The sequence below is a fragment of the Citrobacter rodentium NBRC 105723 = DSM 16636 genome, from assembly GCF_021278985.1.
GTDB lineage: Bacteria > Pseudomonadota > Gammaproteobacteria > Enterobacterales > Enterobacteriaceae > Citrobacter_A > Citrobacter_A rodentium.
Map to the genome: position 1 here is coordinate 2,532,423 of NZ_CP082833.1, position 25,459 is coordinate 2,557,881.

Below are 25,459 nucleotides of genomic sequence, written 5' to 3' on the forward strand. Positions count from 1 at the left end.
GCAAAGTCATTCCCGCTCAGTCACGACCGGAGGTTAATGTGGACGTAAGACAAAGTATTCATAGCGCGCATGCCAAAACACTGGACACCCAGGGGCTACGCAACGAGTTTTTGGTTGAGAAAGTGTTCGTTGCTGACGAATACACCATGGTTTATAGCCACATTGATCGCATCATTGTCGGCGGCATTATGCCTGTGACCACCACGGTTTCCGTGGGCGGTGAAGTCGGTAAGCAGCTCGGCGTGAGCTATTTCCTCGAGCGTCGCGAACTGGGGGTAATCAATATCGGCGGCGCGGGCACCATCACCGTTGACGGTACCTGCTACGAAATCGGGCACCGCGACGCGCTGTATGTCGGCAAAGGCGCGAAAGAAGTGGTTTTCGCCAGCGTTGATAGCGCGACGCCAGCGAAGTTTTATTACAACTGCGCGCCGGCGCATACCACTTATCCTACCAAAAAGGTGACGCCAGCCGAGGTCGCGCCGGTAACGCTGGGTGACAACCTCACCAGCAACCGCCGCACCATCAATAAATACTTCGTGCCGGATGTACTGGAAACCTGCCAGCTCAGCATGGGGTTAACCGAACTGGCGCCGGGCAACCTGTGGAATACCATGCCGTGCCACACCCATGAACGCCGCATGGAAGTTTACTTCTATTTCAATATGGAAGAGGACACCTGCGTCTTCCATATGATGGGGCAGCCGCAGGAGACACGCCACATCGTGATGCACAACGAACAGGCGGTCATTTCGCCGAGCTGGTCGATTCACTCTGGCGTCGGCACGAAAGCCTATACCTTCATCTGGGGGATGGTGGGCGAGAACCAGGTCTTCGATGATATGGATCACGTTGCGGTAAAAGATCTGCGCTAGTCGCGGGCGCTCATAACGCCTGTCCGTGACAGGCATGAATAATATTAAGGAATTACAATGATTTTGAATGCATTCTCTCTCGAAGGTAAAGTCGCGGTAGTCACCGGTTGCGATACCGGTCTGGGTCAGGGCATGGCGCTTGGTCTGGCGGAAGCCGGCTGCGATATCGTCGGGATTAACATTGTCGAGCCGACGGAAACAATCGAACGCGTGACCGCGCTGGGCCGTCGCTTTTTAAGCCTGACCGCAGATCTGCGTCAGATCGACGGCATCCCGGCGCTGCTGGAGCGTGCGGTGGCTGAATTTGGCCATATCGATATTCTGGTCAACAACGCTGGTCTGATTCGTCGCGAAGATGCGATCGATTTCAGCGAAAAAGACTGGGACGACGTTATGAACCTGAATATCAAGAGCGTGTTCTTTATGTCGCAGGCGGCGGCGAAGCACTTTATCGCGCAGGGCAAGGGCGGCAAAATCATCAACATCGCGTCGATGCTTTCCTTCCAGGGCGGCATCCGCGTACCGTCTTACACCGCCTCCAAGAGCGGCGTGATGGGCATCACCCGCCTGATGGCGAACGAGTGGGCGAAGCACAATATCAACGTTAACGCTATCGCGCCGGGCTATATGGCGACCAATAACACTCAGCAGCTGCGCGCGGACGAACAGCGCAGCGCTGAGATCCTCGATCGTATCCCGGCGGGGCGCTGGGGTCTGCCGAGCGATCTGATGGGGCCGGTGGTATTCCTGGCGTCCAGCGCGTCTGACTACGTCAATGGCTACACCGTGGCGGTTGACGGCGGCTGGCTGGCGCGTTAATTCCTCTTTCGTGTTTTTGAAACCCTGCCTGCGGCAGGGTTTTTTTATCTCTCCATATAGCTTAGTCCATATTCTGATTATTCATTCATCCATATCGTTTTACGGCGAGGTATATCCATTTTTGTTAAAAAGCTTATTAAACAAACAAATAAAAATATTTTTCAGATAAGCGGATATATTTGAAAGTGTAATGTCCATCACATAACGCTACTGTGTAGCTGTTTTGTCCATGTTTATGCCGTTTCCTGCCTGACGCCTTGCTGGCGAATATCTTACTTTTTGATCATGTCTTACTCTGTTGTGGCAGGAAAATATGGTGTCTATCAATCATGACTCAGCTTTAACGCCGCGCGCGCTGCGCGATACGCGACGTATGAATCTGTTTGTATCGGTCTCGGCGGCCGTGGCAGGCTTACTCTTTGGCCTGGATATCGGGGTTATTGCCGGGGCGTTGCCGTTTATCACCGATCACTTCGTCCTGACCAGCCGGCTGCAGGAGTGGGTTGTGAGCAGCATGATGCTCGGCGCGGCGATTGGCGCGCTGTTCAACGGCTGGCTTTCATTCCGGCTGGGACGCAAATATAGCCTGATGGCCGGAGCGATCCTGTTTGTCGCCGGATCGCTGGGATCGGCCTTTGCCAACAGCGTTGAGGTGCTGATCGCCGCCCGCGTGGTGTTAGGTATTGCCGTAGGCATCGCGTCGTACACCGCGCCGCTCTATCTTTCTGAAATGGCGAGCGAAAACGTGCGCGGCAAGATGATCAGCATGTATCAGCTGATGGTAACGCTGGGCATTGTGCTGGCGTTTTTATCGGATACGGCATTCAGCTACAGCGGCAACTGGCGCGCGATGCTCGGGGTGCTGGCGCTGCCCGCCGTATTGCTGATCGTTCTGGTGATTTTTTTGCCTAACAGTCCGCGCTGGCTGGCGCAGAAAGGCCGTCATATCGAAGCCGAAGAGGTCCTGCGGATGCTGCGCGATACGTCGGAAAAAGCCCGCGAGGAGCTGAATGAAATTCGTGAGAGCCTGAGGCTGAAGCAGGGCGGCTGGGCGCTGTTTAAAGTTAACCGGAACGTGCGCCGCGCGGTGTTTCTCGGCATGCTGTTACAGGCGATGCAGCAGTTTACCGGGATGAACATCATCATGTATTACGCGCCGCGTATTTTTAAAATGGCGGGCTTTACCACCACCGAACAGCAGATGATCGCCACGCTGGTGGTCGGCCTGACCTTTATGTTCGCCACTTTTATCGCGGTGTTTACCGTGGATAAAGCCGGGCGTAAACCGGCGTTGAAAATCGGCTTCAGCGTGATGGCGATCGGCACGCTGGTGCTGGGCTATTGCCTGATGCAGTTTGACAACGGCACCGCCTCAGGCGGTCTGTCATGGCTTTCCGTTGGCATGACCATGATGTGTATTGCCGGTTATGCGATGAGTGCCGCGCCGGTAGTATGGATCCTGTGTTCTGAAATTCAGCCGCTGAAATGCCGTGACTTTGGTATTACCTGTTCCACCACCACCAACTGGGTGTCGAATATGATTATCGGCGCGACCTTCCTGACGCTGCTCGACAGCATCGGCGCCGCGGGCACCTTCTGGCTTTATACCGCGCTGAACGTGGCGTTTATCGGCATCACCTTCTGGCTGATTCCGGAAACCAAAAACGTCACCCTGGAACATATTGAACGTAAGCTGATGGCAGGTGAGAAGTTAAGAAATATTGGGGTGTGATGTTATTGCCTGGTGGCGCTGCGCTTACCGGGCCTACCGATTATTGCAGGCACCGGCGCATGTTTTACATCAGCACATAACCTTGTAGGCCGGGTAAGGCGAAGCCGCCACCCGGCATTTTGCATCAACGCATAGCGCGTCTCAGGATCCGTTCGGCCTGGCGCTGGAAATCCGCCGCCGTTTCTTCCACCGTTTTCTGCCCGTAGTCGATGTACTGCAAAGAGGTGCCGAACTGGGCAACGATCTGCGGATCGTCAAAGTACGGCGAGACGGACAGTTTAGCTGGCAAAGACTGCGCCAGACGCAGGCCCGCGACCGACGGGTCGTCCTCTTTAATCGTGCCGTCCGCGGTGAGAATCGCCACCGCCGCTTTGCTCAACGGCACGCCGCGCTCCAGCCCCAGCGTCTCAACGCCTTCTTTGCTGTTCAGCAGGAAGTTAATCAGCTTCGCCGCCGCTTCCGGGTTCTTCGTTGACTTGCCAATCGAGAGCATCTGCGCCGGTTTAAAGAACAGGCCCGCGTCGGTCGCGCCCGGCAGCATCGGGTAGTCGCCCAGCTCCAGCTTCGCTGGCGGCTTCAGGTTGTCGGAATATTTGGTGATAGTAGAGTTCCACATGTAGGTGCCGCCCCATTCCCCCTGGATCCACGGCTTCATTTCGTACATGTTGCTCTTACCAAACGAGGCGTAGTATTTGGTGTCCGGCATCACGTGACTGTCGATGAGCTTTTTGTACATCTGGAAGAACTCAACCCACTGCTCCTTGCTGTAAGCGAACTTCTTCGTCTTTTCATCAACCGCCGGGATGTTGTATTTCTGAATCATGTACGAATTCAGCAGTGCCAGGGTATCCTGATGCTCCAGCACTACCGGGAAGTACTGCTTGCCCAGTTTGCTTTCGAAGGTTTTACCCGCAGCCATCAGCTCATCCCAGCTTTTCGGATAGGCAATGCCCGCTTTTTTCCAGGTTTCATCATTAAAATAGAACACCCGGGCGGTCACGGAGATCGGAATGCCGTTCAGCTTGCCGTTGATCGTGGTGGACTGTAGCTCTTTCGGATCGAACTGGCTTAAATCGATAACGTCCTTCAGTTTGTTCAGATCGTAGAAGCCGTCGCCGGTTTTCGAGAAGATCGGCAGCCAGTTCCAGTTGGTCTGCATCACGTCAGGTTCCGTACCGCCGGCAATCTGAGTGGTCAGACGCGACAGATGACCGTCCCAGCCGGTATATTCCGCCTTGACGTTGATATCCGGGTTTTGCTTATGGAACTCCTCGAGAGCTTTCAACGTCACCTGGTGACGGCCATTGCCGCCCCACCAGGACATGCGTAAATCAACGTTTTGCGCCATTGACGGCAGCGCGGTAAGTCCCAGAGTAGCGGAGATCGCGGCGCTTAAAAGCACTTTTTTCATTTTTATAACTCCAGTCAGAGAGAGATGTTCTGTTCGGTTTTTGCGTCAAAGATATGACATTTATTCATGTCGAACCTGAAATACACTTTTCGATGAAGTCCCTTTTCAATCATGGGCTTAGCTTTATCAGAAGGAACGCGGGCGGTCAGTTCATAATCAGACACCTTCAGGTAAACGAAGAATTCATGCCCCATGTTTTCCACGCGTACCATCTCACCGCTACAGCCTCCTTCAGCAAACGGCTCGTCAGACAGTTCAACGAATTCCGGGCGAATGCCATAAAACACCTCCTGGCCCTGGCTGGCTGACACTTTGTCCTGCAATCTTTCACTCAGGGGCAGCGTTTCGTTACCAATGATCAGCGCCAGACGTCCGGCTTCATCCACCAGTTTGCTGGCGCGGATGTTCATCTCCGGCGCGCCGATAAAGCCTGCGACGAACATATTCTTCGGCTTGTGGTAGAGGTTGTCCGGCGTATCGACCTGCATGATGTGTCCGAGTTTCATCACGCAGATACGATCGCCCATGGTCATCGCTTCGGTCTGGTCGTGCGTCACGTAGACGGTGGTCGCCGGTTTGCCGGATTTCTTCAGTTGCTTATGCAGATCGGAGATGCGGATGCGCATTGAGGCGCGCAGTTTGGCGTCGAGGTTCGACAGCGGTTCGTCGAACAGGAACACGTCCGGCTTTTTCACAATGGCGCGGCCAACCGCTACGCGCTGCGCCTGGCCGCCGGAAAGCTGGCGCGGCAGACGGTCGAGCAGCTCTTCCAGCTCCAGAATCTTCGCCGCCTCATTCACCTGTGCGTCGATCTGATCTTTCGGCATCTTGCTCAGCTTGAGGCCAAAGGCCAGGTTTTCGCGCACCGTCATATGCGGATAGAGCGCATAGTTCTGGAACACCATCGCAATTCCGCGCTCTTTCGGCGCCAGGTTATTGACGACCTTATCGCCGATGCGCACTTCGCCGCCGCTGATGGTTTCCAGCCCGGCCAGCATTCGCAGGGTGGTGGATTTGGCGCAGCCGGAAGGCCCGACGATCACCATAAATTCCCCTTCCGCGATCTTAAGGTCGATAGCATGTACCGCTTTGAAGCCGTTGGAGTAGACCTTTTCCAGTTTGTTGAAAATCACTTCAGCCATGGTATTTCCCTCTTAACCTTTAATTCCGCTGCTGGTTACGCCCTGTACGAAGTAGCGCTGTGCCAGGAAGAAGACAATGATGGATGGCAGAATGGAGATGCTCGCCATCGCCAGTATTTCGTTCCACGGCGCGCCTTCGGTGACGTCGATGGACATTTTCAGCGCCAGTGCGATCGGGTATTTATCCACGCTGTAGACATAGATCAGCGGACCGATAAAGTCGTTCATCGACCACATGAACTGGAACAGCGCAACCGAGATAATCGCCGGTTTGAGGATCGGCACCACCACGTACCACAGCACCTGGAAGGAGTTGCAGCCGTCGATTTGCGCCGCTTCTTCCATATCGCGCGGCACTCCGCGCAGGAACTGGATCAGCATAAAGACGAAGAATCCCTGGGTGGCGAAGGCCAGCGGCAGATACAGCGGCATGTAGCTGTTCAGCATGCCCATTTCGCGGAACATCAGGTACTGTGGGATCAGCAGTACGGTGCTCGGCAACAGCATGGTGGCGATAAGCGTGGCGAACCAGAATTTCTTCCACGGGATCTCAAAGCGGGCAAAGCCATACGCCACGATGGTGGAGGAGATAATGGTCAGGATCACTTTCGGGATCACATACTTAAAGGTGTTCAGCATGTAATGGCCGAAGTTGTACTCGGTGCCGGTTTTCCAGCCGTTCACAAAGCCGTCCCAGGTGGCGTGCGCTGGCCACAGGCTAAGGGTGGTGAAGATTTCATGGTTCGGCTTGAACGACGCCGAGAACATCCACACCAGCGGATAAAGCATCAGCAGGCCGACGAACAGCAAAATGACGTAGCGGACGGCGGCGTTAATTTTCTCGCGACGCAGGGTGCGCGCCACTTCACGTTCAGCCACGCTCTGTGCTGATGTAATTTCCTGAATATCAGCCATTTTTGCCTCCCTTATCGGCAGAGTAGAACACCCAGTATTTCGACGACTTAAAGGCAACGGCGGCAAAGATGGCGACGACCAGGAACAGGATCCAGGCCAGCGCCGCGCCGTAGCCCATATCGAAGTACTTAAAGGCGGTATCGTAGATATAGAGCGAGAACAGATACGTTGAGTAGGTCGGACCGCCGCCGGTGATGACATACGGACCGGTAAACTCCTGGAATGCCTGGGTGGTTTGCATAATGAAGTTGAAGAAAATAACCGGCGTAATCAGCGGCACGGTCACCTTCATAAACATCTGCCATTTGGATGCGCCGTCGATCATTGCGGCTTCATACTGCGACTGCGGAACGTTTTGCAGCGCCGCAAGGAAAATGACCATCGCCGATCCGAACTGCCAGACGCGCAGCAGGGTGACGGACATCAGCGCCAGCGACGGTTCGCCCAGCCAGTTCACCGGATCGAAGCCAAACACGCCGATAAAGCTGTTGAGCAGACCATCAATGGCAAACAGCGCGCGCCAGAGAACGGCAATCGCCACGGAACTGCCAAGAATCGACGGGATGTAATAGGCGGTGCGGAAAAAACCAATGCCGCGTAATTTGAAATTGAGCACAAAGGCGATCCCCAGCGCAAAGGCGAGCTTCAGGGGGATGGTTAAAAAGACATAAGCAAAGGTCACGCCCATAGATTTCCAGAAGAGGCTATCTTCAGTAAACATGTAGCGATAGTTTTCCACTCCGTTAAACACCGGAGGGCTCATCAAATCGTACTCGGTAAAGCTGAGAAAGAATGATGAGACGAAGGGAAAGGCGGTAAAGAGTATCAACCCAATTATATAAGGCGATATCCAGGCCAGCCCCAGCAGTTTGTTTTCATTCATACATACCTACCTGGTAACCAATGGTTTAAAACGGAATCTGCTCGTCGTGCCGCGCCACGCGCTTTTTAACGAAAGCGCGCAGGCAAAATTCTTCGGTGTGAATCAAAAACTATTTTCTATTGAGCGTTGTTATCTAAAGCCTTTTTCTGTCCGGTTAGAGATGTAACGCCTGAGTTTTAAAACAGGTGAACTGTTGTTCTTAATTTGTGAAACATGGTTTTAATTTATTTTATTGCTATTTGTTTCGGCGTCATTCTGTAAATGACGGAAATGTGATCGCGGTCGAAACGCTGTTTCAATATGGTGAAGTGGCTGGCATTTTTTTACTTTTCTCACTCAGTGGTGGTTGCGCAGGAGAGGCTGTAAAAAGGAAGCGCGGCAGGCTGGTGGCGAACCGTTTGATGAATGATTGACAGAGACGGGGGCGCGTTGCGGCTTCCTTTGCCGAAAAGAGGAAAGCGCAGGACAACGCCGCTGGTAAAGAAGGGAGCAGAACGTTACCGTCTGATACGCCCTGCGCTTTCGCTGTGTTACTGCCGGAACCGATGGGAGGGTAATGGCATCCGGTAACCCGGCGTTTATTTAAGAAAGTCTTCCCGCACCGGGGTAAAGGTATCGAGCAGGGTGCCGGGCTTCAGGCAGACGCAGCCGTGCATAATATTCGGCTTCTTGTATAGCGTATCTCCGGCGCGCACCACATGCTTTTCATCACCAATGGTGAATTCAAACTCTCCCGATAATACATAGGTCAGCTGTTCATGAGGATGGTTGTGCAGCGGACCAATCGCACCCTGTTCAAAATTAACTTCTACCGCCATCATTTTACCGTCATGGGCGAGTATGCGGCGGGTGACGCCATTGCCCAGATCTTCAAGCGTCGTCTCTTTGTGAAAAATAAACATACCGGGGTCCTGTTTTTGTTTGAAACATTGTTTCATTTAAATTAGCTCAGCGCAGGAAAAAAGAAAACGGTAAGCGAAATGAACTGGAAAGTTGATCACAAGTTTGTTTCACTGCTCTGAGCGACGGACATAAGGAGAGGGCGATGAAGACGATTGGGTTATTGGGCGGCATGAGCTGGGAATCGACGATCCCCTATTACCGGTTGATTAACGAAGGGATAAAACAGCGTCTCGGCGGACTTCACTCCGCGAGTTTGCTGCTGCACAGCGTTGATTTTCACGCCATTGAAGCCTGCCAGAGCCGCGGCGAGTGGGATAAAGCGGGAGAAATGCTGGCCGAAGCGGCGCTGGGTCTGCAAAAGGCGGGGGCGGAAGGGATCGTGTTATGTACTAACACCATGCATAAAGTGGCACACGTCATTGAATCGCGCTGCTCGCTGCCTTTCTTACATATCGCCGATGCGACGGGACGCGCGATCGCCGCGCGGGGAATGAAGCGGGTGGCGCTGCTCGGTACGCGTTACACCATGGAGCAGGATTTTTACCGCGGACGGCTGGCGCAGCAGTTTGCCATTGAGAGCCTGGTGCCGGAAGCGGAGGATCGGGCGACGATCAACCAGATCATTTTTGATGAACTGTGCCTCGGCCAGTTTAGCGAAGCGTCGCGACGCTACTATGTGGACGTTATTGAACGGCTGGCCGCAGAGGGCGCGCAGGGCGTAATTTTCGGCTGCACCGAAATCGGCCTGCTGGTACCGGCGCAAAGCAGCCCGATCCCGGTATTTGATACCGCCGCGATCCACGCTGCGGACGCCGTTGAGTTTATGCTGTCGTAGCCGACTGTAAAATTGCCTCCAGCGCGCCGGTAAACAGGCTACGGCCGGTTTGCAGATGGCTGCTGAACGCATCTACCAGCGCTGAGGAGGGGCGGTGCAGCGGACGAATCAGGCTGACGGTGAATGGCACATTGATACTGAAGCGGCGCACCGTCACTCCGCTTGCGGCGTAATCCAGCGCGGTGAGCGGGTTGACAACGGAGAGCCCCGCGCCGGCGCGCACCAGGGCGCAGACCGACGCCGCGCTGTGGGTCTCCACCACCATACGGCGTTTCACCCGATGCTCGTTAAACAGCGCGTCGAGCAACTGGCGATAGCTGTCGGTACGCGACAGGCTGATGTAGTTCTCGCCGTGAAAATCCTGCGGCGTTAACACCGCCTTTTGCGCCAGCCGATGGCCCGGCGGCAAAACGCAGACTTCATCCAGCGAGAACAGTTCGGTGCGTTCGGTTCCTGCGGGCGTATGCAGGGTTTCCGTCAGCCCCAGGTCGTGCCGCTGCGCGGAGAGCCACTCCTCAAGCAGGGGGGATTCCTGCGGCACAATATTCAGGCTGACCTGCGGGTAGCGGGCGAGAAACGGTTGCACCAGCGTCGGCAGCAGCGACTGCGAAAATACCGGCAGGCAGACCACCGACAGCTCGCCCTGGCGAAACTCACGCAGGCTTTCCGCCGCGCTGACTATCCGATCCAGCCCGTACCACGAACGCTGTACCTCTTCAAACAGCCGCAGCCCCTGAACCGTCGGATGCAGTCGGCCACGGGTCCGTTCGAACAGCTTTAAGCCCAGCACTTTCTCAAAGCGCGCCAGCTCGCGGCTGACGGTTGGCTGCGAAGTGTGCAGCAGGCGGGCGGCCTCGGTGAGATTCCCGGCGGTCATCACCGCATGAAAAATTTCAATATGACGTAAATTAACGGCGGCCATCGTCACCTCGTTTTATCAGTAAGCTATATCATTTTTGCATAGAGTCCGCATGAAACGATATTTTTTATTGCCTTAAGCCTGTGGCGTAATGGCTAAAAACACCTTTTCCGGAGGCTGACATGCCACATTCCCTTTATGCCGCAGATACCGATCTGACGGCGCAAAACCTGCTCAGACTGCCCGCCGAATTTGGTTGTCCGGTGTGGGTCTACGACGCACAAATTATTCGCCGCCAGATTGCGGCATTGCAGCAGTTTGACGTGGTGCGTTTTGCGCAGAAAGCCTGCTCGAACATCCATATTCTGCGCTTAATGCGCGAGCAGGGCGTGAAGGTGGATTCCGTTTCCCTGGGCGAGATAGAACGCGCGCTGGCGGCGGGCTACAACCCGCAGACGCACCCGGACGATATCGTTTTTACCGCCGATGTGATTGATAACGCCACGCTTTCCCGGGTCAGCGAACTGCAAATTCCGGTCAATGCCGGGTCTGTCGATATGCTGGCGCAGCTGGGGGAAGTGTCGCCGGGGCACCGCGTCTGGCTGCGCGTCAATCCGGGGTTTGGTCATGGTCACAGCCAGAAAACCAATACCGGCGGCGAAAACAGCAAGCATGGCATCTGGCACAGCGACTTGCCCCAGGCGCTGGCAGTGATGCAGCAGTATCAGTTAACGCTGGCCGGCATCCATATGCATATTGGTTCCGGAGTGGATTACGGTCATCTGGAACAGGTCTGTGGAGCGATGGTGCGCCAGGTGGTGGAGTTTGGGCAGGATCTGCAGGCGATCTCCGCAGGCGGCGGCCTGTCGATTCCCTATCGCGAGGGAGAAGAGGCGGTGGATACCCGGCACTACTTTGGCCTGTGGAACGCCGCGCGCGAACAGATCGCCCGTCATCTGGGCCACCCCGTGAAGCTGGAAATTGAGCCGGGGCGTTTTCTGGTGGCGGAGTCTGGCGTGCTGGTAACTCAGGTGCGTAGCGTCAAGCAGATGGGCAACCGTCACTTTGTGCTGGTGGATGCAGGCTTCAACGATCTGATGCGCCCGGCGATGTACGGCAGCTATCACCACATTACGGCGCTGGCCGCCGACGGCCGTTCGCTGGAAAACGCGCCGCAGGTAGAGACGGTGGTCGCCGGGCCGCTGTGCGAATCCGGCGATGTCTTTACCCAGCAGGAGGGCGGAAACGTCGAAACCCGGACGCTGCCGGCGGTGAAGCCGGGAGACTATCTGGTGCTGCACGATACCGGAGCATACGGCGCGTCGATGTCCTCGAACTACAACAGCCGCCCCCTGCTGCCGGAAGTGCTGTTTGATAACGGCCAGGCGCGGCTGATCCGTCGTCGTCAGACAATAGAAGAGCTGCTGGCGCTGGAGTTGATGTGATGGGTATGCCGGATGGCGGCGCAAGCGCTTCTCCGGCCCGCGGAAAAATAACTGTTGGGCGGACGGCGGTTAAGGCATAGCCGCCATCCTGATTACTCGTTTGATGCCGAAGGGCCAGGTTCCGCAGGCGATGACACCGAGTGGCGACGCACCAGCGTGGGGCTAAAGACGTGAGTGATATCCGGCAAGGGGCGCTTTTCCGCCAGCGCCAGCGCCAGCTCCGCGGCCTGGGTCGCCATGGTGACGATCGGATAGCGCACGGTGGTGAGACGCGGGCGCACGTAGCGTGAAACCAGCACGTCATCAAACCCAATCAGCGAGATCTCGCCAGGCACCTCCACGCCATTGTCATTGAGCACGCCCATTGCGCCCGCCGCCATAGAGTCGTTATAGCAGGCCACCGCCGTAAAGTTTCTGCCGCGGCCTAACAGTTCGGTCATTGCCTGTTCGCCGCCGCTTTCATCCGGTTCGCCAAAGGTGACAAGGCGGTCGTTTACCGCAATACCGCTCTCCTCAAGGGCGTCGTAGTAGCCCTGCAGGCGGTCTTCCGCGTCGGAAATCGAGTGGTTGGAGCAGATATAGCCGATGCGCGTATGGCCCTGCTGAATCAGATGGCGCGTCGCCAGCCAGGCGCCGTAGCGGTCGTCGAGCGCCACGCAGCGCTGTTCAAAGCCCGGCAGGATGCGGTTGATCAGCACCATGCCCGGCATCTGCTCCATAAGGGCGGTGAGATCGGCATCCGGGATCATCTTCGCGTGAACGACCAGCGCCGCACAGCGGTGGCGAATAAGTTGTTCAATCGCCTGACGCTCTTTCTGTTCGTTATGGTAGCCGTTGCCGATCAGCAGAAAATTGCCGGTGTGATACGCCACCTGTTCCACCGCTTTTACCATCGCGCCGAAAAAGGGATCGGAAACATCGCCCACCACCAGTCCCACGGTTTCGGTGGACTGTTGCGCCAGCGCGCGCGCGTTGGCGTTAGGATGATAGCTGAGCGTCGCCATCGCGCTGGTCACCGCCAGGCGCGAGGCCTCGCTGGCCTTCGGGGAGGCGTTGATAACGCGGGAAACGGTGGCGACTGAAACACCAGCCAGTCGGGCTACATCCTTTATGGTCGCCATGACAGTACCTGTTGTGGGTAAACGCTTACATTCTTCCAGTGTTACGGAAAATGCTCGTCGGTTCAAGCGGATTGCCCTGCACAACGCCGCAAAAGTGAACAATTGCGGGCGAAAATACGACGAAAAGCGGAGAATACAAACCTTTGGTTACACTTTGCGAAGGGCTGTTGCTTTTGTTTGCTGGCGAGCGTTCGCAACGGGTTGATAGAGTTGAGATCCCAGAGGTATTGATAGGTGACGTCAACTTTCGGGTTGAACACACGAATTACACCAACCTGCGCAGATGCGCAGGTTTTTTTTTGCCCACGCCGGAATCTGTAACAGTAACCGACAATATACACAACTGGTTGCATTTCCATTCATTCCTTTGCGTTTGCACGCTGGCGAAGCGGCTATGTTAAGACCACAATCAAGATCCCAGAGGTATTGATTGGTGAGATTCTTCGGTACGCTCTTCGTACCTGTCTCTTGCACCAGCCTGCGCGGATGCGCAGGTTTTTTTTCGTCCTGACTAAACTGTCGCTCCTGCTGCCCGGATCGTATATTCTGCCACCATCAGTTATCGAATCTTCGGCAAAGGGAGTTGGAATGCTATTTGGCTTTTTCCGTAACCTGTGTCGCGTGCTCTATCGGGTGCGCGTAACGGGAGATATGACAGCACTGCATGGCGAGCGGGTATTAATCACTCCGAACCATGTCTCTTTTCTTGATGGCATCCTGCTGGCGCTGTTTTTGCCGGTAAGACCGGTGTTTGCGGTGTATACCTCCATCAGCGAGCAGTGGTATATGCGCTGGTTAACCGCGCTGATTGACTTCGTTCCTCTCGATCCCACAAAACCGATGGCCATTAAGCACCTGGTGCGGCTGATTGAGCAGGGCCGTCCGGTGGTGATTTTCCCGGAAGGGCGCATTACGTCGACGGGGTCGCTGATGAAAATTTACGACGGCGCCGGATTCGTCGCTGCGAAATCCGGGGCGACGCTGGTGCCGGTGCGTATTGAAGGGGCCGAGCTTACCCATTTCAGCCGCCTGAAAGGGCTGGTTAAACGTCGTTTTTTCCCGCGTATTCACCTGCATGTGCTGCCGCCGACCCGCTTGCCGATGCCGGACGCGCCGCGCGCGCGCGATCGCCGCAGAATCGCCGGTGAGATGCTGCATCAGAAGATGATGGAGGCGCGGATGGCGGTGCGCCCGCGCGAAACGCTGTACGAGTCGCTGCTGGCGGCAATGTACCGCTATGGCGCAGGTAAAAAATGCATTGAAGATATCAACTTCAAACCGGACAGCTACCGGCAACTGCTCACCAAAACGCTATTTGTCGGACGTATTCTGGAAAAATACAGCGTCGAAGGGGAGAAAATCGGCCTGATGCTGCCGAATGCCGCCATCAGCGCGGCGGTGATTTTCGGCGCGGTGTCCCGTCGGCGCATACCGGCGATGATGAACTACACGGCTGGCGTGAAAGGGCTGAGCAGCGCCATTACCGCCGCTGAAATCAACACTATTTTCACCTCCCGCCAGTTCCTCGATAAAGGCAAACTCTGGCATCTGCCGGAGCAGCTTACTCAGGTTCGCTGGGTCTATCTGGAAGATCTGAAGGCGGATGTCACCACCGCCGACAAGCTGTGGATTTTTGCCCATCTGCTGATGCCGCGTCTGGCGCAGGTCAGGCAGCAGCCGGAAGAGGCGGCGATGATCCTCTTTACCTCCGGATCGGAAGGTCACCCGAAGGGGGTGGTGCACAGCCACAAAAGTCTGCTGGCCAACGTCGAGCAGATCAAATCCATCGCCGATTTCACCGCCAATGACCGCTTTATGTCGGCGCTGCCGCTGTTTCACTCGTTCGGCCTGACGGTGGGGCTGTTTACGCCGCTGCTGACTGGCGCTGAAGTGTTCCTTTACCCGAGCCCGCTGCACTACCGCATCGTGCCGGAACTGGTCTATGACCGGAACTGTACGGTGCTGTTTGGCACCTCGACCTTCCTCGGTAACTACGCGCGCTTTGCTAACCCGTATGATTTCTATCGTCTGCGCTACGTGGTGGCTGGTGCGGAGAAGCTACAGGAGAGTACGAAGCAGCTCTGGCAGGATAAATTTGGTCTGCGCATTCTTGAAGGCTACGGCGTGACGGAGTGCGCGCCGGTGGTCTCTATCAACGTGCCGATGGCGGCGAAGCCGGGCACCGTTGGCCGTCTCCTGCCGGGAATGGATGCCCGCCTGCTGGCCGTGCCCGGTATTGAAGATGGCGGACGCCTGCAGTTGAAAGGCCCGAACATCATGAACGGCTACCTGCGGGTGGAAAAACCGGGCGTGCTGGAGGTGCCTGCTGCGAAAAACGCCCAGGGCGAACTGGAGCGCGGCTGGTACGACACTGGCAACATCGTGCGCTTTGATGAACAGGGTTTTGTACAGATCCAGGGGCGCGCCAAACGCTTTGCCAAAATTGCCGGTGAGATGGTTTCGCTGGAGATGGTCGAGCAACTGGCGCTGGGCGTATCGCCGGAAAAAATGCACGCGACGGCAATCAAAAGCGACGCCAGCAAAGGCGAAGCGCTGGTGCTCTTTACGACCGACAGCGAGCTGACGCGCGATAAATTACAGCAGTACGCCCGGTCGCACGGGGTGCCGGAGCTGGCGGTGCCGCGCGATATCCGTCATCTGAAACAGCTGCCGTTACTGGGCAGCGGTAAGCCGGACTTCGTCACCCTGAAAAGCTGGGTTGATGAAACAGAACAACAGAATGGGTGAGTCAGTGCACACTAACAGTTCGATCTGGTCGAAAGGCATGATGTCGGTGATCGCCGCGCAGTTTCTCTCTGCGTTTGGCGACAACGCTCTGCTGTTTGCCACGCTGGCGCTGCTGAAAGCGCAGTTTTATCCGGACTGGAGCCAGCCGCTCCTGCAAATGGTGTTTGTGGGCGCTTACATCCTGTTTGCGCCGTTTGTCGGCCAGGTGGCGGACAGCTTCGCCAAAGGCCGGGTAATGATGTTCGCCAACGCGCTGAAGCTGCTGGGGGCGGCGGGCATCTGCTTTGGCTTCAACCCGTTTGTCGGCTATACGCTGGTGGGCATTGGCGCTGCTGCCTATTCCCCGGCGAAATATGGCATCCTTGGTGAACTGACCACCGGCGATAAGCTGGTGAAAGCCAATGGCCTGATGGAAGCCTCCACCATTGCAGCGATTCTGCTCGGATCGGTGGCGGGCGGCGTGCTGGCCGACTGGCATGTGATCGCCGCGCTGATCGCCTGCGCGCTGGCCTACGCCGGGGCGGTTGTGGCAAACCTGTTCATACCGAAACTGGTCGCCGCGCGGCCCGGACAGTCCTGGCATGTGGTGAAGATGAGCCGCAGTTTCTTCGGCGCCTGCACATCGCTGTGGCGCAATGGTGAAACGCGCTTCTCGCTGGTCGGCACCAGCCTGTTCTGGGGCGCGGGCGTGACGCTGCGCTTCCTGCTGGTGCTGTGGGTGCCGGTTGCGCTGGGGATCACCGATAACGCCACGCCAACCTATCTTAATGCGATGGTCGCCATCGGTATTGTGGCGGGCGCAGGCGCGGCGGCAAAGCTGGTGACGCTGGAAACCGTTGCGCGCTGTATGCCCGCGGGGATCCTGATAGGCGTTGTGGTCGTGATTTTTTCCCTGCAACACGCTTTGCTGCCGGCCTATGGTCTGCTGATGCTGATTGGCGTGCTGGGCGGTTTTTTTGTCGTGCCGCTGAACGCGCTATTGCAGGAGCGCGGTAAGCGAAGCGTCGGGGCGGGCAACGCTATTGCGGTGCAAAATCTCGGTGAAAACAGCGCTATGCTGCTGATGCTGGGGCTTTACTCGCTGGCGGTGTGGGTTGGTGTGCCGGTGGTCGCCGTTGGCGTCGGCTTTGGCGGCCTGTTCGCGACGGCGATAGCTGCGCTGTGGATCTGGCAGCGCCGCCAGGCATAACATGCCGGATGGCGGCGTAAACGCCTTATCCGGCCTGAGGGGGGGGGCCTGAGGATGGTGCGCTCGTAGGCCTGATAAGCGCAGCGCCATCAGGCACTCATTCTCACGGCGCCGGATAGGTATAAACCTGATGCACTGCTTCAATCTCCGCCAGCACCTCTTCACTCAATTCCAGATGCAGGCTTTCGACGTTGGTTTGTAGCTGTTCCAGGGTGGTTGCGCCCAGCAGCGTGCTGGCGACAAACGGCTGACGGCGAACAAACGCCAGCGCCATCTGCGCCGGGTCCAGCCCATGTCGCTTCGCGATATCCACATACGCCGCCACGGCTTTTTCCGTTTGCGCGCCGCTGTAGCGGGTAAAACGGCTGAACAGCGTATTGCGCGCCCCGGCGGGTTTCGCCCCGTTCAGATATTTTCCGGTCAGGGTGCCAAACGCCAGGCAGGAATAGGCCAGCAGTTCGACGCCTTCGTACTGGCTGACTTCCGCCAGCCCCACTTCAAAGCTACGGTTGACCAGACTGTACGGATTCTGGATGGTGACAATGCGCGGCAGATCGTGCTTATCCGCCAGATGCAGATAGCGCATCACGCCAAAGGCGGTTTCGTTAGAGACGCCGATATAGCGAATCTTTCCGGCGCGCTGAAATTCGGCCAGCGCGTCCAGCGTGTCCAGCAGCGAGACTACAGGCGCGGCGTCCGTCCAGCTGTAGCCGAGCTTGCCAAAGCAGTTGGTCTGACGCTGCGGCCAGTGTACCTGGTACAGATCCAGATAATCGGTCTGCAAACGCTTCAGGCTGTCATGCAGCGCTTCACGAATATTTTTACGATCCAGCGCCTGGTTCGGGCGAATAACGCTGTCATTATTGCGCGTCGGACCGCTGACCTTCGACGCAATAATCAACTTTTCACGATTGCCATGCTTCGCCAGCCAGTTGCCGACGTAGGTTTCGGTAAGTCCCTGGGTTTCCGGTCGCGGCGGGACCGGGTACATCTCGGCCACATCGATCAGGTTAATGCCATTCGCGACGGCATAGTTGAGCTGTGCATGCGCATCGGCTTCGCTATTTTGTTCACCAAACGTCATTGTGCCCAGACCCAGCGTACTGACTTCAAGCGAGCTGTGGGGTATACGGTGATAGTGCATAGCCGTTTCCTTTTTATAATCACGACATAAGGATTATAAAAATGGCTGACGGAAGGGAAAAAGGGAAGAAAAATTGTCGAGGCCAGCGTTGAGGCTGACCTCAACCATCAACGTTTAATGATTTGCGAAACCTCGTCGCGGTTAATTTGCATGGCGTTGCCCTGCTGATCGTGGTAGCTCACCAGACCGGTATCATCGTCAATTTCAGGTTTTCCATCGGTCAGGATCATCCGTCCGTCTTTGGTCGCCATGACATAATCGCTGCTGCAGCCGGAAACAGCAAAGGCCAGTCCTACGGCGGAAATCACTACTGCCCATTTTTTCATCTGGTTATCCTCACGTGGCATTCGTCTGATAATAGTCTAGTAATAACGTGAAGTTACGCGCAGAGAAAGCGGTAAATTCTTAGTCTGCGAGTGAAAACGGCGAGTTTCGCTCCCCACAGGGAGCGAACTGAAGGATTATAGCGGGTTCTTTTTATTACGCAGCAGATTCAGGCTTTCCACGGCAATAGAGAAGAACATGGCGAAATAGATGTAGCCTTTCGGCACGTGGACATCGAAGCTTTCCAGAATCAGGGTAAAGCCGACCAGAATCAGGAATGACAGCGCCAGCATCTTCACGGAAGGGTGGCGGTCGACAAACTCGCCGATTGGCCGCGCCGCAAACATCATCACGCCGACGGCAATAACCACCGCCGCCATCATAATGAACAGATGATCGGACAGGCCGACCGCGGTAATGACGGAATCGAGGCTGAAGATAATGTCGAGCAGCATAATCTGTACGATCGCGCCGAGAAAAGAGGAGACGCGGGTTTTCAGCCCTTCCTCTTCGCCTTCAATGCTTTCGTGGATCTCCTTGCTCGCTTTCCAGATCAGGAACAGCCCGCCGAGCAGGAGGATCAGATCGCGCGCGGAGATCGCCTCGCCGAAGATCTCAAACAGCGGATTGGTCAGGCGCGTTACCCAGGCGATGGAGGCCAGCAGCGCCAGACGCATCACCATCGCGGCGGCCAGGCCGAGGCGACGGGCATGCGCACGCTGCGCGGTAGGCAATTTTGCAACAACCAGAGAGAGAAAAATAATATTATCGATCCCGAGCACGATCTCCAGCAGCGTCAGCGTACCGAGCGCCAGCCAGGCGTTAGGATCGGTTATCCATGCAAATAACATTGAACAAAGTCCTGCCAAAAAAGAAACGGTAATTATATGCCTCAGAAACGGCAGGCGAAAGCCTAACGGTGCTGTAACAAAAAATGGCGTTCCAGCAGAGCGCGAGTGAAGTTCTTTTTCAGATAGAAGCCGCGCGGCAAGGTCAGGATTGGCTGGCCCTGCGCACCGATCGCCTCGGTCAGCGCTTTGGCGTTGGCCGCCTTCGGCCGTAGTTGTAAAAATTCGCCATGCCGGGCGGTGATGCGTTCAACCTGGCCTAACACAATCATGTCCATGAGTTCTTCCCAGTCGAGACGCAGTTGCCGATCTTCTTCTTCATCCGGACTCCACAGCACGGGGGAGCCAACGCGCCGCTCGGCAAGCGGGATACTGCGCTCGCCCTCCACCGGGATCCATAGCACCCGCCTGAGCTTATGCCGCACATGGCTGGTTTCCCAGGTGACGCCGCTGTTGCCGGTGAGCGGGGCAACGCAGACGAAAGTGGTTTCCAGCGGTTGCCCGAGACTATTCACAGGGATGGTTTTAAGCTCCACGCCTAACGCCGCGAAATCCTGCTCCGGTTTGCTTCCGGCGCTGGCGCCCAGCCAGAGTTCAAGCAAGACGCCGATCCAGCCCTTGTCGCGCTTCAGATCCTTCGGCGTCTGAATGCCCGCCAGCGCCGCCAGTTCGCCCAGCGAATAGCCCGATAGCTGCTGCGCCTGACAGAGCAACTGTGCTTCGGAATCGGGGGGAAAGCGTAAAGGTTGAAGTCCTGCCATTGGGTCGCGCCTTAGGTGAAAAAATGAACAATGCATCAATGCCGCAGTGAAGAAGTTTAACTTTTTCCACAACGCATATTCAATGCCATGATTTATCTTGCTTTTTAGCAACGCCAGCCAAGTGTTGCGCAACGGAAAAAACGGTTTTCCAAATCTGGTCACTGAAAATAAACAGGATCTTACACCATGTTATCCACAGAAAGATGGGATAACTGTGAAAAACCCCGACTACTGTTTCCATTTACAGCCTTGACGTGCGACGAAAATCGAATTTTCAGCCAAATTGTGTTTAACTTATTGGCACAATCTGTGGATAAATACGGCACTGTTCGATCTTTCATCAGCGTGAGGATCGTTGATGTGATTTATATCACCTTTTAGCCGGAAACCGACTATAGTAGACAGCTAATTGTATGAATATAAGCAGTTATTTTCTTCATGCTGTTATGCCGTCATTCAGATTGTTCCGGGTTTTCCCGCGGTAATTCCGTACTTTTTCACAACTCTATCCACAGAAAAGGTGAATAAAATTGCGCAAAATCGCAATCTTCTGTTTATAACTCTGGCCTTAACTGTGAGTTATTCAAATGTTATTAGATACGCAGCTTGCTAACACAGTGGTTTACCGCCTGTCAGGAGTGTGAAACAATCGTTTGTATATAAGGTTTATGTTGAGGTAGTCCGGTGATTGATGACGATGGCTACCGCCCAAATGTAGGTATCGTAATTTGTAATCGTCAGGGGCAGGTGATGTGGGCCCGGCGATTTGGTCAGCACTCCTGGCAGTTCCCGCAGGGCGGGATTAATCCAGGAGAATCTGCAGAGCAGGCGATGTACCGGGAACTGTTTGAAGAGGTTGGGTTAAGCCGTAAAGACGTACGAATCCTTGCCTCTACTCGCAACTGGTTGCGTTACAAGTTACCGAAACGTTTGGTGCGTTGGGATACCAGGCCGGTGTGTATCGGCCAGAAACAAAAATGGTTTCTTTTGCAATTGATGAGCGCGGACGCGGAGATCAATATGCAAACCAGCAGCACTCCTGAGTTCGACGGCTGGCGATGGGTAAGCTACTGGTACCCGGTTCGGCAAGTGGTTTCGTTTAAACGCGATGTCTATCGCAGGGTGATGAAAGAGTTCGCAAGTGTTGTCATGGCGCTTCAGGAAACGACGCCGAAGCCGCAAAGCGCACCTGCTTATCGACGTAAAAGAGGTTAAGCCACGCAAATTATGCTCACCCGCCTGCGCGAAATAGTCGAAAAGGTGGCCAGCGCTCCGCGTCTGAATGAGGCGCTGGATATTCTGGTCACCGATATCTGTCTTGCGATGGAAACAGAGGTCTGCTCGGTCTATCTGGCCGATCATGACCGACGTTGTTATTACCTTATGGCGACCCGGGGGCTGAAAAAACCGCGCGGTCGCACGGTGGCGCTCGCGTTTGATGAAGGTATCGTCGGCCTGGTGGGCAGGCTGGCGGAACCGATCAACCTTGCCGATGCGCAAAAACATCCCAGCTTTAAATACATTCCTTCGGTCAAAGAAGAACGCTTTCGCGCTTTTCTTGGCGTGCCGATCATTCAGCGACGCCAGCTGCTGGGCGTGCTGGTGGTGCAACAGCGCGAGCTGCGCCAGTACGATGAAAGCGAAGAATCCTTCCTGGTGACCCTCGCCACCCAGATGGCGGCCATCCTCTCGCAGTCCCAGCTCACCGCGCTGTTTGGCCAGTATCGCCAGACGCGCATTCGCGCGCTACCCGCCGCGCCGGGGGTCGCCATTGCCGAGGGCTGGCAGGATGCGACGCTGCCGCTGATGGAGCAGGTTTACCAGGCCTCCACGCTGGACCCGGCGCTTGAGCGCGAGCGCTTGACCGGGGCGCTGGAAGAGGCGGCGAACGAGTTCCGTCGCTACAGCAAACGCTACGCCGCAGGGGCGCAAAAAGAGACGGCGGCGATATTCGATCTCTATTCGCACCTGCTTTCCGATGCCCGGCTGCGCCGGGAACTGTTCGCCGAAGTGGATAAAGGCGCGGTGGCTGAGTGGGCGGTCAAAACGATCATTGAGAAGTTCGCCGAGCAGTTTGCCGCGCTGAGCGACAACTATCTGAAAGAACGCGCGGGCGATCTGCGTGCTCTCGGGCAGCGTCTGCTGTTTCATCTTGACGACGCCGTGCAGGGGCCGAACGCCTGGCCGGAGCGCTTCATCCTGGTGGCCGATGAACTGTCGGCCACCACGCTGGCGGAGCTGCCGCAGGATCGGCTGGCGGGCGTGGTGGTTCGCGACGGCGCCGCCAACTCGCATGCCGCGATTATGGTCCGCGCGCTGGGGATCCCGACCGTGATGGGCGCCGATATCCAGCCGTCGGTGCTGCACCGCCGAACGCTGGTGGTGGACGGCTATCGCGGCGAACTGCTGGTCGATCCTGAACCGGTACTGATCCAGGAGTACCAGCGTCTCATCAGCGAAGAAATCGCCCTCAGCCGCCTGGCGGAGGATGACGTTAACCAGCCCGCGCAGCTGAAAAGCGGCGAGCGGGTGAAGGTGATGCTGAACGCCGGTCTGAGTCCGGAACATGAAGAGAAGCTGGGCAGCCGCATCGACGGTATCGGGCTATATCGCACTGAAATTCCTTTTATGCTGCAAAGCGGTTTCCCGTCCGAAGAAGAGCAGGTTGCGCAGTATCAGGGCATGTTGCAGATGTTCAACGACAAGCCGGTCACGCTGCGTACCCTGGACGTAGGAGCAGACAAACAGCTGCCCTATATGCCGATCAGCGAAGAGAACCCGTGTCTCGGCTGGCGGGGAATTCGTATCACCCTCGATCAGCCGGAGATCTTTTTGATCCAGGTTCGCGCGATGCTGCGCGCCAACGCGGCCACCGGCAACCTGAGTATTCTGCTGCCGATGGTCACCAGCATTGATGAGGTGGACGAAGCGCGACGCCTGATCGAACGCGCCGGACGCGAAGTGGAGGAGATGATCGGCTATGCGATCCCCCGACCACGCATTGGCATCATGCTGGAAGTGCCGTCGATGGTATTTATGCTGCCGCATCTCGCCAGCCGCATCGATTTCATCTCGGTCGGCACTAACGATCTGACGCAGTATATTCTGGCGGTGGATCGCAACAATACCCGCGTCGCCAGTATTTACGACAGCCTGCATCCGGGCATGTTGCGGGCACTATCAATGATCGCCAGCGAGGCCGAACGCTGCGGCATCGACCTGCGGCTGTGCGGTGAAATGGCGGGCGATCCGATGTGCGTGGCGCTGCTGATTGGTCTGGGTTACCGCCATCTTTCGATGAATGGTCGCTCGGTGGCGCGGGTGAAGTACCTGCTGCGTCATATTGATTTTGAAGAGGCGAAAACGCTGGCCCGGCGCAGCCTTGAGGCGCAGCTGGCAACGGAAGTGCGTCACCAAGTGGCGGCGTTTATGGAGCGGCGTGGCATGGGCGGATTGATTCGTGGGGGGCTGTAGACGGCAGGTCGATCCGCATTGCCGCCGCCATCCGGCAACACGGCGCCTCTGTCCGACTCCTGACAGAACTTTTACAACCTGACAGCCGCCGCGGTGCGCCCCTTATGCTATCATTCGTTCCTTTGGAACGCCTGCAAGCTGCGGGCGTACTTCTCGTGCGCTGAATTTTTTCAGTGAAATAACAAGAACTTGTGGTGACAGATGACCAGTAGCTATCTGCATTTTCCGGAATTCGATCCGGTCATTTTCTCAATAGGACCCGTCGCGCTTCACTGGTACGGCTTAATGTATCTGGTGGGTTTCATTTTTGCGATGTGGCTGGCAACGCGCCGCGCCAACCGCCCCGGTAGCGGCTGGACCAAAAATGAAGTTGAAAACTTACTCTATGCAGGTTTCCTTGGGGTTTTCCTCGGTGGCCGTATTGGTTACGTACTGTTCTATAACTTCCCGCTGTTTCTTGATAACCCGCTGTATCTGTTCCGCGTCTGGGACGGCGGTATGTCCTTCCACGGCGGCCTGATCGGCGTGATTCTGGTGATGATTATCTTTGCCAGACGCACGAAGCGCAGCTTCTTCCAGGTCTCTGATTTTATCGCGCCGCTGATCCCCTTTGGCCTCGGCGCTGGTCGCCTCGGTAACTTTATCAACGGCGAACTGTGGGGCCGTGTCGATCCCAATTTCCCGTACACTATGCTGTTCCCCGGCTCGCGCACCGAAGATATCCTGCTGTTGCAGACCAACCCGCAGTGGCAATCCATTTTCGATACCTACGGTGTACTGCCCCGCCACGCTTCGCAGCTGTATGAGATGGCGCTCGAAGGGGTGGTGCTGTTTATCATTCTTAACCTGTTTATTCGCAAACCGCGCCCGATGGGCTCCGTTTCCGGGCTGTTTTTGATTGGTTACGGCGCGTTTCGCATCATCGTTGAATTCTTCCGTCAGCCGGATGCGCAGTTCACCGGTGAATGGGTACAGTACATCAGCATGGGGCAGATCCTCTCGATTCCGATGATTGTCGCTGGTGTGATCATGATGGTCTGGGCTTATCGCCGTAGCCCGCAGCAACACGTTTCCTGAGGAACCATGAAACAGTATTTAGAACTGATGCAAAAAGTGCTGGATGAAGGCACCAAGAAAAACGACCGTACCGGAACCGGAACGCTTTCCATTTTTGGCCATCAGATGCGTTTTAACCTGCAGGAAGGATTCCCGCTGGTGACGACAAAGCGTTGTCACCTGCGCTCAATCATTCATGAGCTGTTGTGGTTCCTGCAGGGCGACACCAACGTGGCTTACCTGCACGAAAACAACGTTACCATCTGGGACGAATGGGCAGATGAAAACGGCGATCTCGGCCCGGTTTACGGTAAACAATGGCGCGCCTGGCCGACGCCGGATGGCCGCCACATCGACCAGATCGCCACGGTGATGAAGCAGTTAAAAAACGACCCGGATTCACGGCGGATAATCGTTTCCGCATGGAACGTCGGCGAACTGGATAAAATGGCGCTGGCGCCGTGCCACGCGTTTTTCCAGTTCTACGTCGCGGACGGCAAGCTCTCCTGTCAGCTTTACCAGCGCTCTTGCGACGTCTTCCTCGGCCTGCCGTTTAACATCGCCAGCTACGCGCTGCTGGTGCACATGATGGCGCAGCAGTGCGACCTCGAGGTGGGCGATTTTGTCTGGACCGGCGGCGACACGCACCTGTACAGCAACCACCTGGAGCAAACGCGCCTCCAGCTGAGCCGCGAGCCGCGCGCGCTGCCGAAGCTGGTGATTAAGCGTAAACCTGACTCCATCTTCGACTATCGTTTCGACGACTTTGAAATCGAAGGCTACGATCCGCATCCGGGAATCAAAGCGCCGGTCGCTATCTGATCGCCGCCATCCTGCCATAACCGACGCCTCTGTGCGTCGGTTTTTTTATCCCTGTAGCTGATTTTTCGGCGCGGGTTCCTGAAATTTTGCAACCCGCTGCAACGCGTTAAATTTTCCTCGTAGCGCGCCGAAGACGCTGAATTCTCCCCTCGT

Annotated in this window: 23 protein-coding genes and 1 pseudogene; 13 read left to right on the forward strand and 11 right to left on the reverse strand. The window is 56.1% G+C overall.

The annotated features are described in order from the left end of the window. Positions 1 to 38: 38 nt before the first annotated feature. The 3 genes from kduI (at position 39) to araE (ending at position 3,426) form a co-directional block, all read left to right on the forward strand. The gene (gene kduI / locus K7R23_RS12015; RefSeq protein WP_012907036.1) at positions 39 to 875 is read left to right on the forward strand and encodes a 5-dehydro-4-deoxy-D-glucuronate isomerase; all 837 of its coding nucleotides are present in this window, start codon (positions 39 to 41) and stop codon (positions 873 to 875) included. 57 nt (positions 876 to 932) lie between these two features. Continuing rightward, positions 933 to 1,694, forward strand: coding sequence for a 2-dehydro-3-deoxy-D-gluconate 5-dehydrogenase KduD (gene kduD / locus K7R23_RS12020; RefSeq protein ID WP_012907035.1), 762 nt, complete (start codon positions 933 to 935; stop codon positions 1,692 to 1,694). A gap of 313 nt (positions 1,695 to 2,007) precedes the next feature. After that, a complete protein-coding gene (gene araE / locus K7R23_RS12025; protein ID WP_012907034.1) occupies positions 2,008 to 3,426 on the forward strand; it encodes an arabinose-proton symporter AraE in 1,419 nt (472 codons plus the stop codon). A gap of 124 nt (positions 3,427 to 3,550) precedes the next feature. On the opposite strand, the gene K7R23_RS12030 is transcribed toward araE, so the two are convergent. Genes K7R23_RS12030 through K7R23_RS12045 form a run of 4 tightly spaced genes read right to left on the reverse strand, consistent with a single transcriptional unit; the run spans position 3,551 to position 7,777 of the window. Next, on the reverse strand, positions 3,551 to 4,837 hold the full coding sequence (locus K7R23_RS12030; RefSeq protein WP_012907033.1) for an ABC transporter substrate-binding protein: 1,287 nt from the start codon (positions 4,835 to 4,837) through the stop codon (positions 3,551 to 3,553). A 14-nt stretch (positions 4,838 to 4,851) separates the two neighbouring features. Further along, entirely contained in the window at positions 4,852 to 5,979 is a 1,128-nt protein-coding gene (locus K7R23_RS12035; RefSeq protein WP_012907032.1) for an ABC transporter ATP-binding protein, read from the reverse strand. Between the two features lie 12 nt (positions 5,980 to 5,991). Continuing rightward, entirely contained in the window at positions 5,992 to 6,894 is a 903-nt protein-coding gene (locus tag K7R23_RS12040) for a carbohydrate ABC transporter permease (protein WP_012907031.1), read from the reverse strand. Continuing rightward, positions 6,887 to 7,777: a carbohydrate ABC transporter permease gene (locus K7R23_RS12045; protein WP_012907030.1), complete on the reverse strand. Its 891-nt coding sequence runs from the start codon at positions 7,775 to 7,777 to the stop codon at positions 6,887 to 6,889. The genes K7R23_RS12040 and K7R23_RS12045 overlap by 8 nt, the downstream gene beginning before the upstream one ends. 206 nt (positions 7,778 to 7,983) lie before the next feature. Here K7R23_RS12045 and K7R23_RS12050 point away from each other — a divergent pair, with 206 nt between their 5' ends. Beyond that, on the forward strand, positions 7,984 to 8,190 hold the full coding sequence (locus K7R23_RS12050) for a hypothetical protein (RefSeq protein WP_071820590.1): 207 nt from the start codon (positions 7,984 to 7,986) through the stop codon (positions 8,188 to 8,190). 165 nt (positions 8,191 to 8,355) lie between these two features. Here K7R23_RS12050 and K7R23_RS12055 read toward each other — a convergent pair whose 3' ends face one another. Next, on the reverse strand, positions 8,356 to 8,679 hold the full coding sequence (locus K7R23_RS12055; RefSeq protein ID WP_012907029.1) for a cupin domain-containing protein: 324 nt from the start codon (positions 8,677 to 8,679) through the stop codon (positions 8,356 to 8,358). Between the two features lie 143 nt (positions 8,680 to 8,822). On the opposite strand from K7R23_RS12055, the gene K7R23_RS12060 reads away from it, so the two are divergent. Next, positions 8,823 to 9,515: an aspartate/glutamate racemase gene (locus K7R23_RS12060; protein ID WP_012907028.1), complete on the forward strand. Its 693-nt coding sequence runs from the start codon at positions 8,823 to 8,825 to the stop codon at positions 9,513 to 9,515. On the opposite strand, the gene K7R23_RS12065 is transcribed toward K7R23_RS12060, so the two are convergent. Further along, positions 9,502 to 10,437, reverse strand: a complete 936-nt coding sequence (locus K7R23_RS12065; RefSeq protein WP_012907027.1) for a LysR family transcriptional regulator — start codon at positions 10,435 to 10,437, stop codon at positions 9,502 to 9,504. The two genes, K7R23_RS12060 and K7R23_RS12065, sit on opposite strands and share 14 nt — an antisense overlap. Before the next feature lie 119 nt (positions 10,438 to 10,556). On the opposite strand from K7R23_RS12065, the gene lysA reads away from it, so the two are divergent. Beyond that, positions 10,557 to 11,819 carry a diaminopimelate decarboxylase gene (gene lysA, locus K7R23_RS12070; protein WP_012907026.1) on the forward strand — a complete coding sequence of 421 codons (1,263 nt, stop codon included), beginning with the start codon at positions 10,557 to 10,559 and terminating at the stop codon, positions 11,817 to 11,819. A 92-nt stretch (positions 11,820 to 11,911) separates the two neighbouring features. Here the strand turns inward: lysA and galR are convergent, their stop codons facing one another. Then, a complete protein-coding gene (gene galR, locus K7R23_RS12075) occupies positions 11,912 to 12,940 on the reverse strand; it encodes an HTH-type transcriptional regulator GalR (protein WP_012907025.1) in 1,029 nt (342 codons plus the stop codon). 588 nt (positions 12,941 to 13,528) lie between these two features. Between galR and aas the strand changes: the two genes are divergently transcribed. Both aas and lplT read left to right on the forward strand, forming a co-directional pair. Further along, the gene (gene aas / locus K7R23_RS12080; RefSeq protein WP_012907024.1) at positions 13,529 to 15,688 is read left to right on the forward strand and encodes a bifunctional acyl-ACP--phospholipid O-acyltransferase/long-chain-fatty-acid--ACP ligase; all 2,160 of its coding nucleotides are present in this window, start codon (positions 13,529 to 13,531) and stop codon (positions 15,686 to 15,688) included. Next, positions 15,681 to 16,877: a lysophospholipid transporter LplT gene (gene lplT, locus K7R23_RS12085; protein WP_012907023.1), complete on the forward strand. Its 1,197-nt coding sequence runs from the start codon at positions 15,681 to 15,683 to the stop codon at positions 16,875 to 16,877. The genes aas and lplT overlap by 8 nt, the downstream gene beginning before the upstream one ends. Positions 16,878 to 16,980: 103 nt before the next feature. Here the strand turns inward: lplT and K7R23_RS12090 are convergent, their stop codons facing one another. The 4 genes from K7R23_RS12090 to mutH all read right to left on the reverse strand — a co-directional run bounded on the left by K7R23_RS12090 (position 16,981) and on the right by mutH (position 19,954). Next, complete coding sequence (locus K7R23_RS12090; protein WP_012907022.1) at positions 16,981 to 18,021, reverse strand: NADP(H)-dependent aldo-keto reductase; 1,041 nt, start codon at positions 18,019 to 18,021, stop codon at positions 16,981 to 16,983. 107 nt (positions 18,022 to 18,128) lie between these two features. Then, the gene (gene ygdR, locus K7R23_RS12095) at positions 18,129 to 18,347 is read right to left on the reverse strand and encodes a lipoprotein YgdR (protein ID WP_024132829.1); all 219 of its coding nucleotides are present in this window, start codon (positions 18,345 to 18,347) and stop codon (positions 18,129 to 18,131) included. A 135-nt stretch (positions 18,348 to 18,482) separates the two neighbouring features. Further along, complete coding sequence (locus tag K7R23_RS12100) at positions 18,483 to 19,196, reverse strand: TerC family protein (protein ID WP_012907020.1); 714 nt, start codon at positions 19,194 to 19,196, stop codon at positions 18,483 to 18,485. Between the two features lie 62 nt (positions 19,197 to 19,258). Further along, positions 19,259 to 19,954, reverse strand: coding sequence for a DNA mismatch repair endonuclease MutH (gene mutH / locus K7R23_RS12105; RefSeq protein ID WP_012907019.1), 696 nt, complete (start codon positions 19,952 to 19,954; stop codon positions 19,259 to 19,261). Between the two features lie 186 nt (positions 19,955 to 20,140). On the opposite strand from mutH, the pseudogene K7R23_RS25790 reads away from it, so the two are divergent. The 5 genes and pseudogenes from K7R23_RS25790 to thyA all read left to right on the forward strand — a co-directional run. After that, positions 20,141 to 20,278 (forward strand): annotated as a pseudogene (locus tag K7R23_RS25790) (hypothetical protein); the annotation flags it as partial. Between the two features lie 360 nt (positions 20,279 to 20,638). Further along, positions 20,639 to 21,169, forward strand: a complete 531-nt coding sequence (rppH, locus tag K7R23_RS12110; protein ID WP_012907017.1) for an RNA pyrophosphohydrolase — start codon at positions 20,639 to 20,641, stop codon at positions 21,167 to 21,169. 12 nt (positions 21,170 to 21,181) lie between these two features. Then, positions 21,182 to 23,428, forward strand: a complete 2,247-nt coding sequence (gene ptsP / locus K7R23_RS12115; RefSeq protein ID WP_012907016.1) for a phosphoenolpyruvate--protein phosphotransferase — start codon at positions 21,182 to 21,184, stop codon at positions 23,426 to 23,428. A 201-nt stretch (positions 23,429 to 23,629) separates the two neighbouring features. Then, on the forward strand, positions 23,630 to 24,505 hold the full coding sequence (gene lgt, locus K7R23_RS12120) for a prolipoprotein diacylglyceryl transferase (RefSeq protein WP_012907015.1): 876 nt from the start codon (positions 23,630 to 23,632) through the stop codon (positions 24,503 to 24,505). A 6-nt stretch (positions 24,506 to 24,511) separates the two neighbouring features. Beyond that, positions 24,512 to 25,306, forward strand: coding sequence for a thymidylate synthase (gene thyA, locus K7R23_RS12125; RefSeq protein ID WP_012907014.1), 795 nt, complete (start codon positions 24,512 to 24,514; stop codon positions 25,304 to 25,306). The last annotated feature ends 153 nt before the right edge of the window (positions 25,307 to 25,459 follow it).

What these genes read in the sequence shown, in the direction of transcription:
- kduD (WP_012907035.1), top strand. Translation starts at nt 933, where the DNA reads ATGATTTTGAATGCATTCTCTCTCGAAGGTAAAGTCGCGGTAGTCACC.
- araE (WP_012907034.1), top strand. Translation starts at nt 2,008, where the DNA reads ATGGTGTCTATCAATCATGACTCAGCTTTAACGCCGCGCGCGCTGCGC.
- K7R23_RS12030 (WP_012907033.1), bottom strand. Translation starts at nt 4,837, where the DNA reads ATGAAAAAAGTGCTTTTAAGCGCCGCGATCTCCGCTACTCTGGGACTT.
- K7R23_RS12035 (WP_012907032.1), bottom strand. Translation starts at nt 5,979, where the DNA reads ATGGCTGAAGTGATTTTCAACAAACTGGAAAAGGTCTACTCCAACGGC.
- K7R23_RS12040 (WP_012907031.1), bottom strand. Translation starts at nt 6,894, where the DNA reads ATGGCTGATATTCAGGAAATTACATCAGCACAGAGCGTGGCTGAACGT.
- K7R23_RS12045 (WP_012907030.1), bottom strand. Translation starts at nt 7,777, where the DNA reads ATGAATGAAAACAAACTGCTGGGGCTGGCCTGGATATCGCCTTATATA.
- K7R23_RS12055 (WP_012907029.1), bottom strand. Translation starts at nt 8,679, where the DNA reads ATGTTTATTTTTCACAAAGAGACGACGCTTGAAGATCTGGGCAATGGC.
- K7R23_RS12060 (WP_012907028.1), top strand. Translation starts at nt 8,823, where the DNA reads ATGAAGACGATTGGGTTATTGGGCGGCATGAGCTGGGAATCGACGATC.
- K7R23_RS12065 (WP_012907027.1), bottom strand. Translation starts at nt 10,437, where the DNA reads ATGGCCGCCGTTAATTTACGTCATATTGAAATTTTTCATGCGGTGATG.
- lysA (WP_012907026.1), top strand. Translation starts at nt 10,557, where the DNA reads ATGCCACATTCCCTTTATGCCGCAGATACCGATCTGACGGCGCAAAAC.
- galR (WP_012907025.1), bottom strand. Translation starts at nt 12,940, where the DNA reads ATGGCGACCATAAAGGATGTAGCCCGACTGGCTGGTGTTTCAGTCGCC.
- aas (WP_012907024.1), top strand. Translation starts at nt 13,529, where the DNA reads ATGCTATTTGGCTTTTTCCGTAACCTGTGTCGCGTGCTCTATCGGGTG.
- lplT (WP_012907023.1), top strand. Translation starts at nt 15,681, where the DNA reads ATGGGTGAGTCAGTGCACACTAACAGTTCGATCTGGTCGAAAGGCATG.
- K7R23_RS12090 (WP_012907022.1), bottom strand. Translation starts at nt 18,021, where the DNA reads ATGCACTATCACCGTATACCCCACAGCTCGCTTGAAGTCAGTACGCTG.
- ygdR (WP_024132829.1), bottom strand. Translation starts at nt 18,347, where the DNA reads ATGAAAAAATGGGCAGTAGTGATTTCCGCCGTAGGACTGGCCTTTGCT.
- K7R23_RS12100 (WP_012907020.1), bottom strand. Translation starts at nt 19,196, where the DNA reads ATGTTATTTGCATGGATAACCGATCCTAACGCCTGGCTGGCGCTCGGT.
- mutH (WP_012907019.1), bottom strand. Translation starts at nt 19,954, where the DNA reads ATGGCAGGACTTCAACCTTTACGCTTTCCCCCCGATTCCGAAGCACAG.
- ptsP (WP_012907016.1), top strand. Translation starts at nt 21,182, where the DNA reads ATGCTCACCCGCCTGCGCGAAATAGTCGAAAAGGTGGCCAGCGCTCCG.
- lgt (WP_012907015.1), top strand. Translation starts at nt 23,630, where the DNA reads ATGACCAGTAGCTATCTGCATTTTCCGGAATTCGATCCGGTCATTTTC.
- thyA (WP_012907014.1), top strand. Translation starts at nt 24,512, where the DNA reads ATGAAACAGTATTTAGAACTGATGCAAAAAGTGCTGGATGAAGGCACC.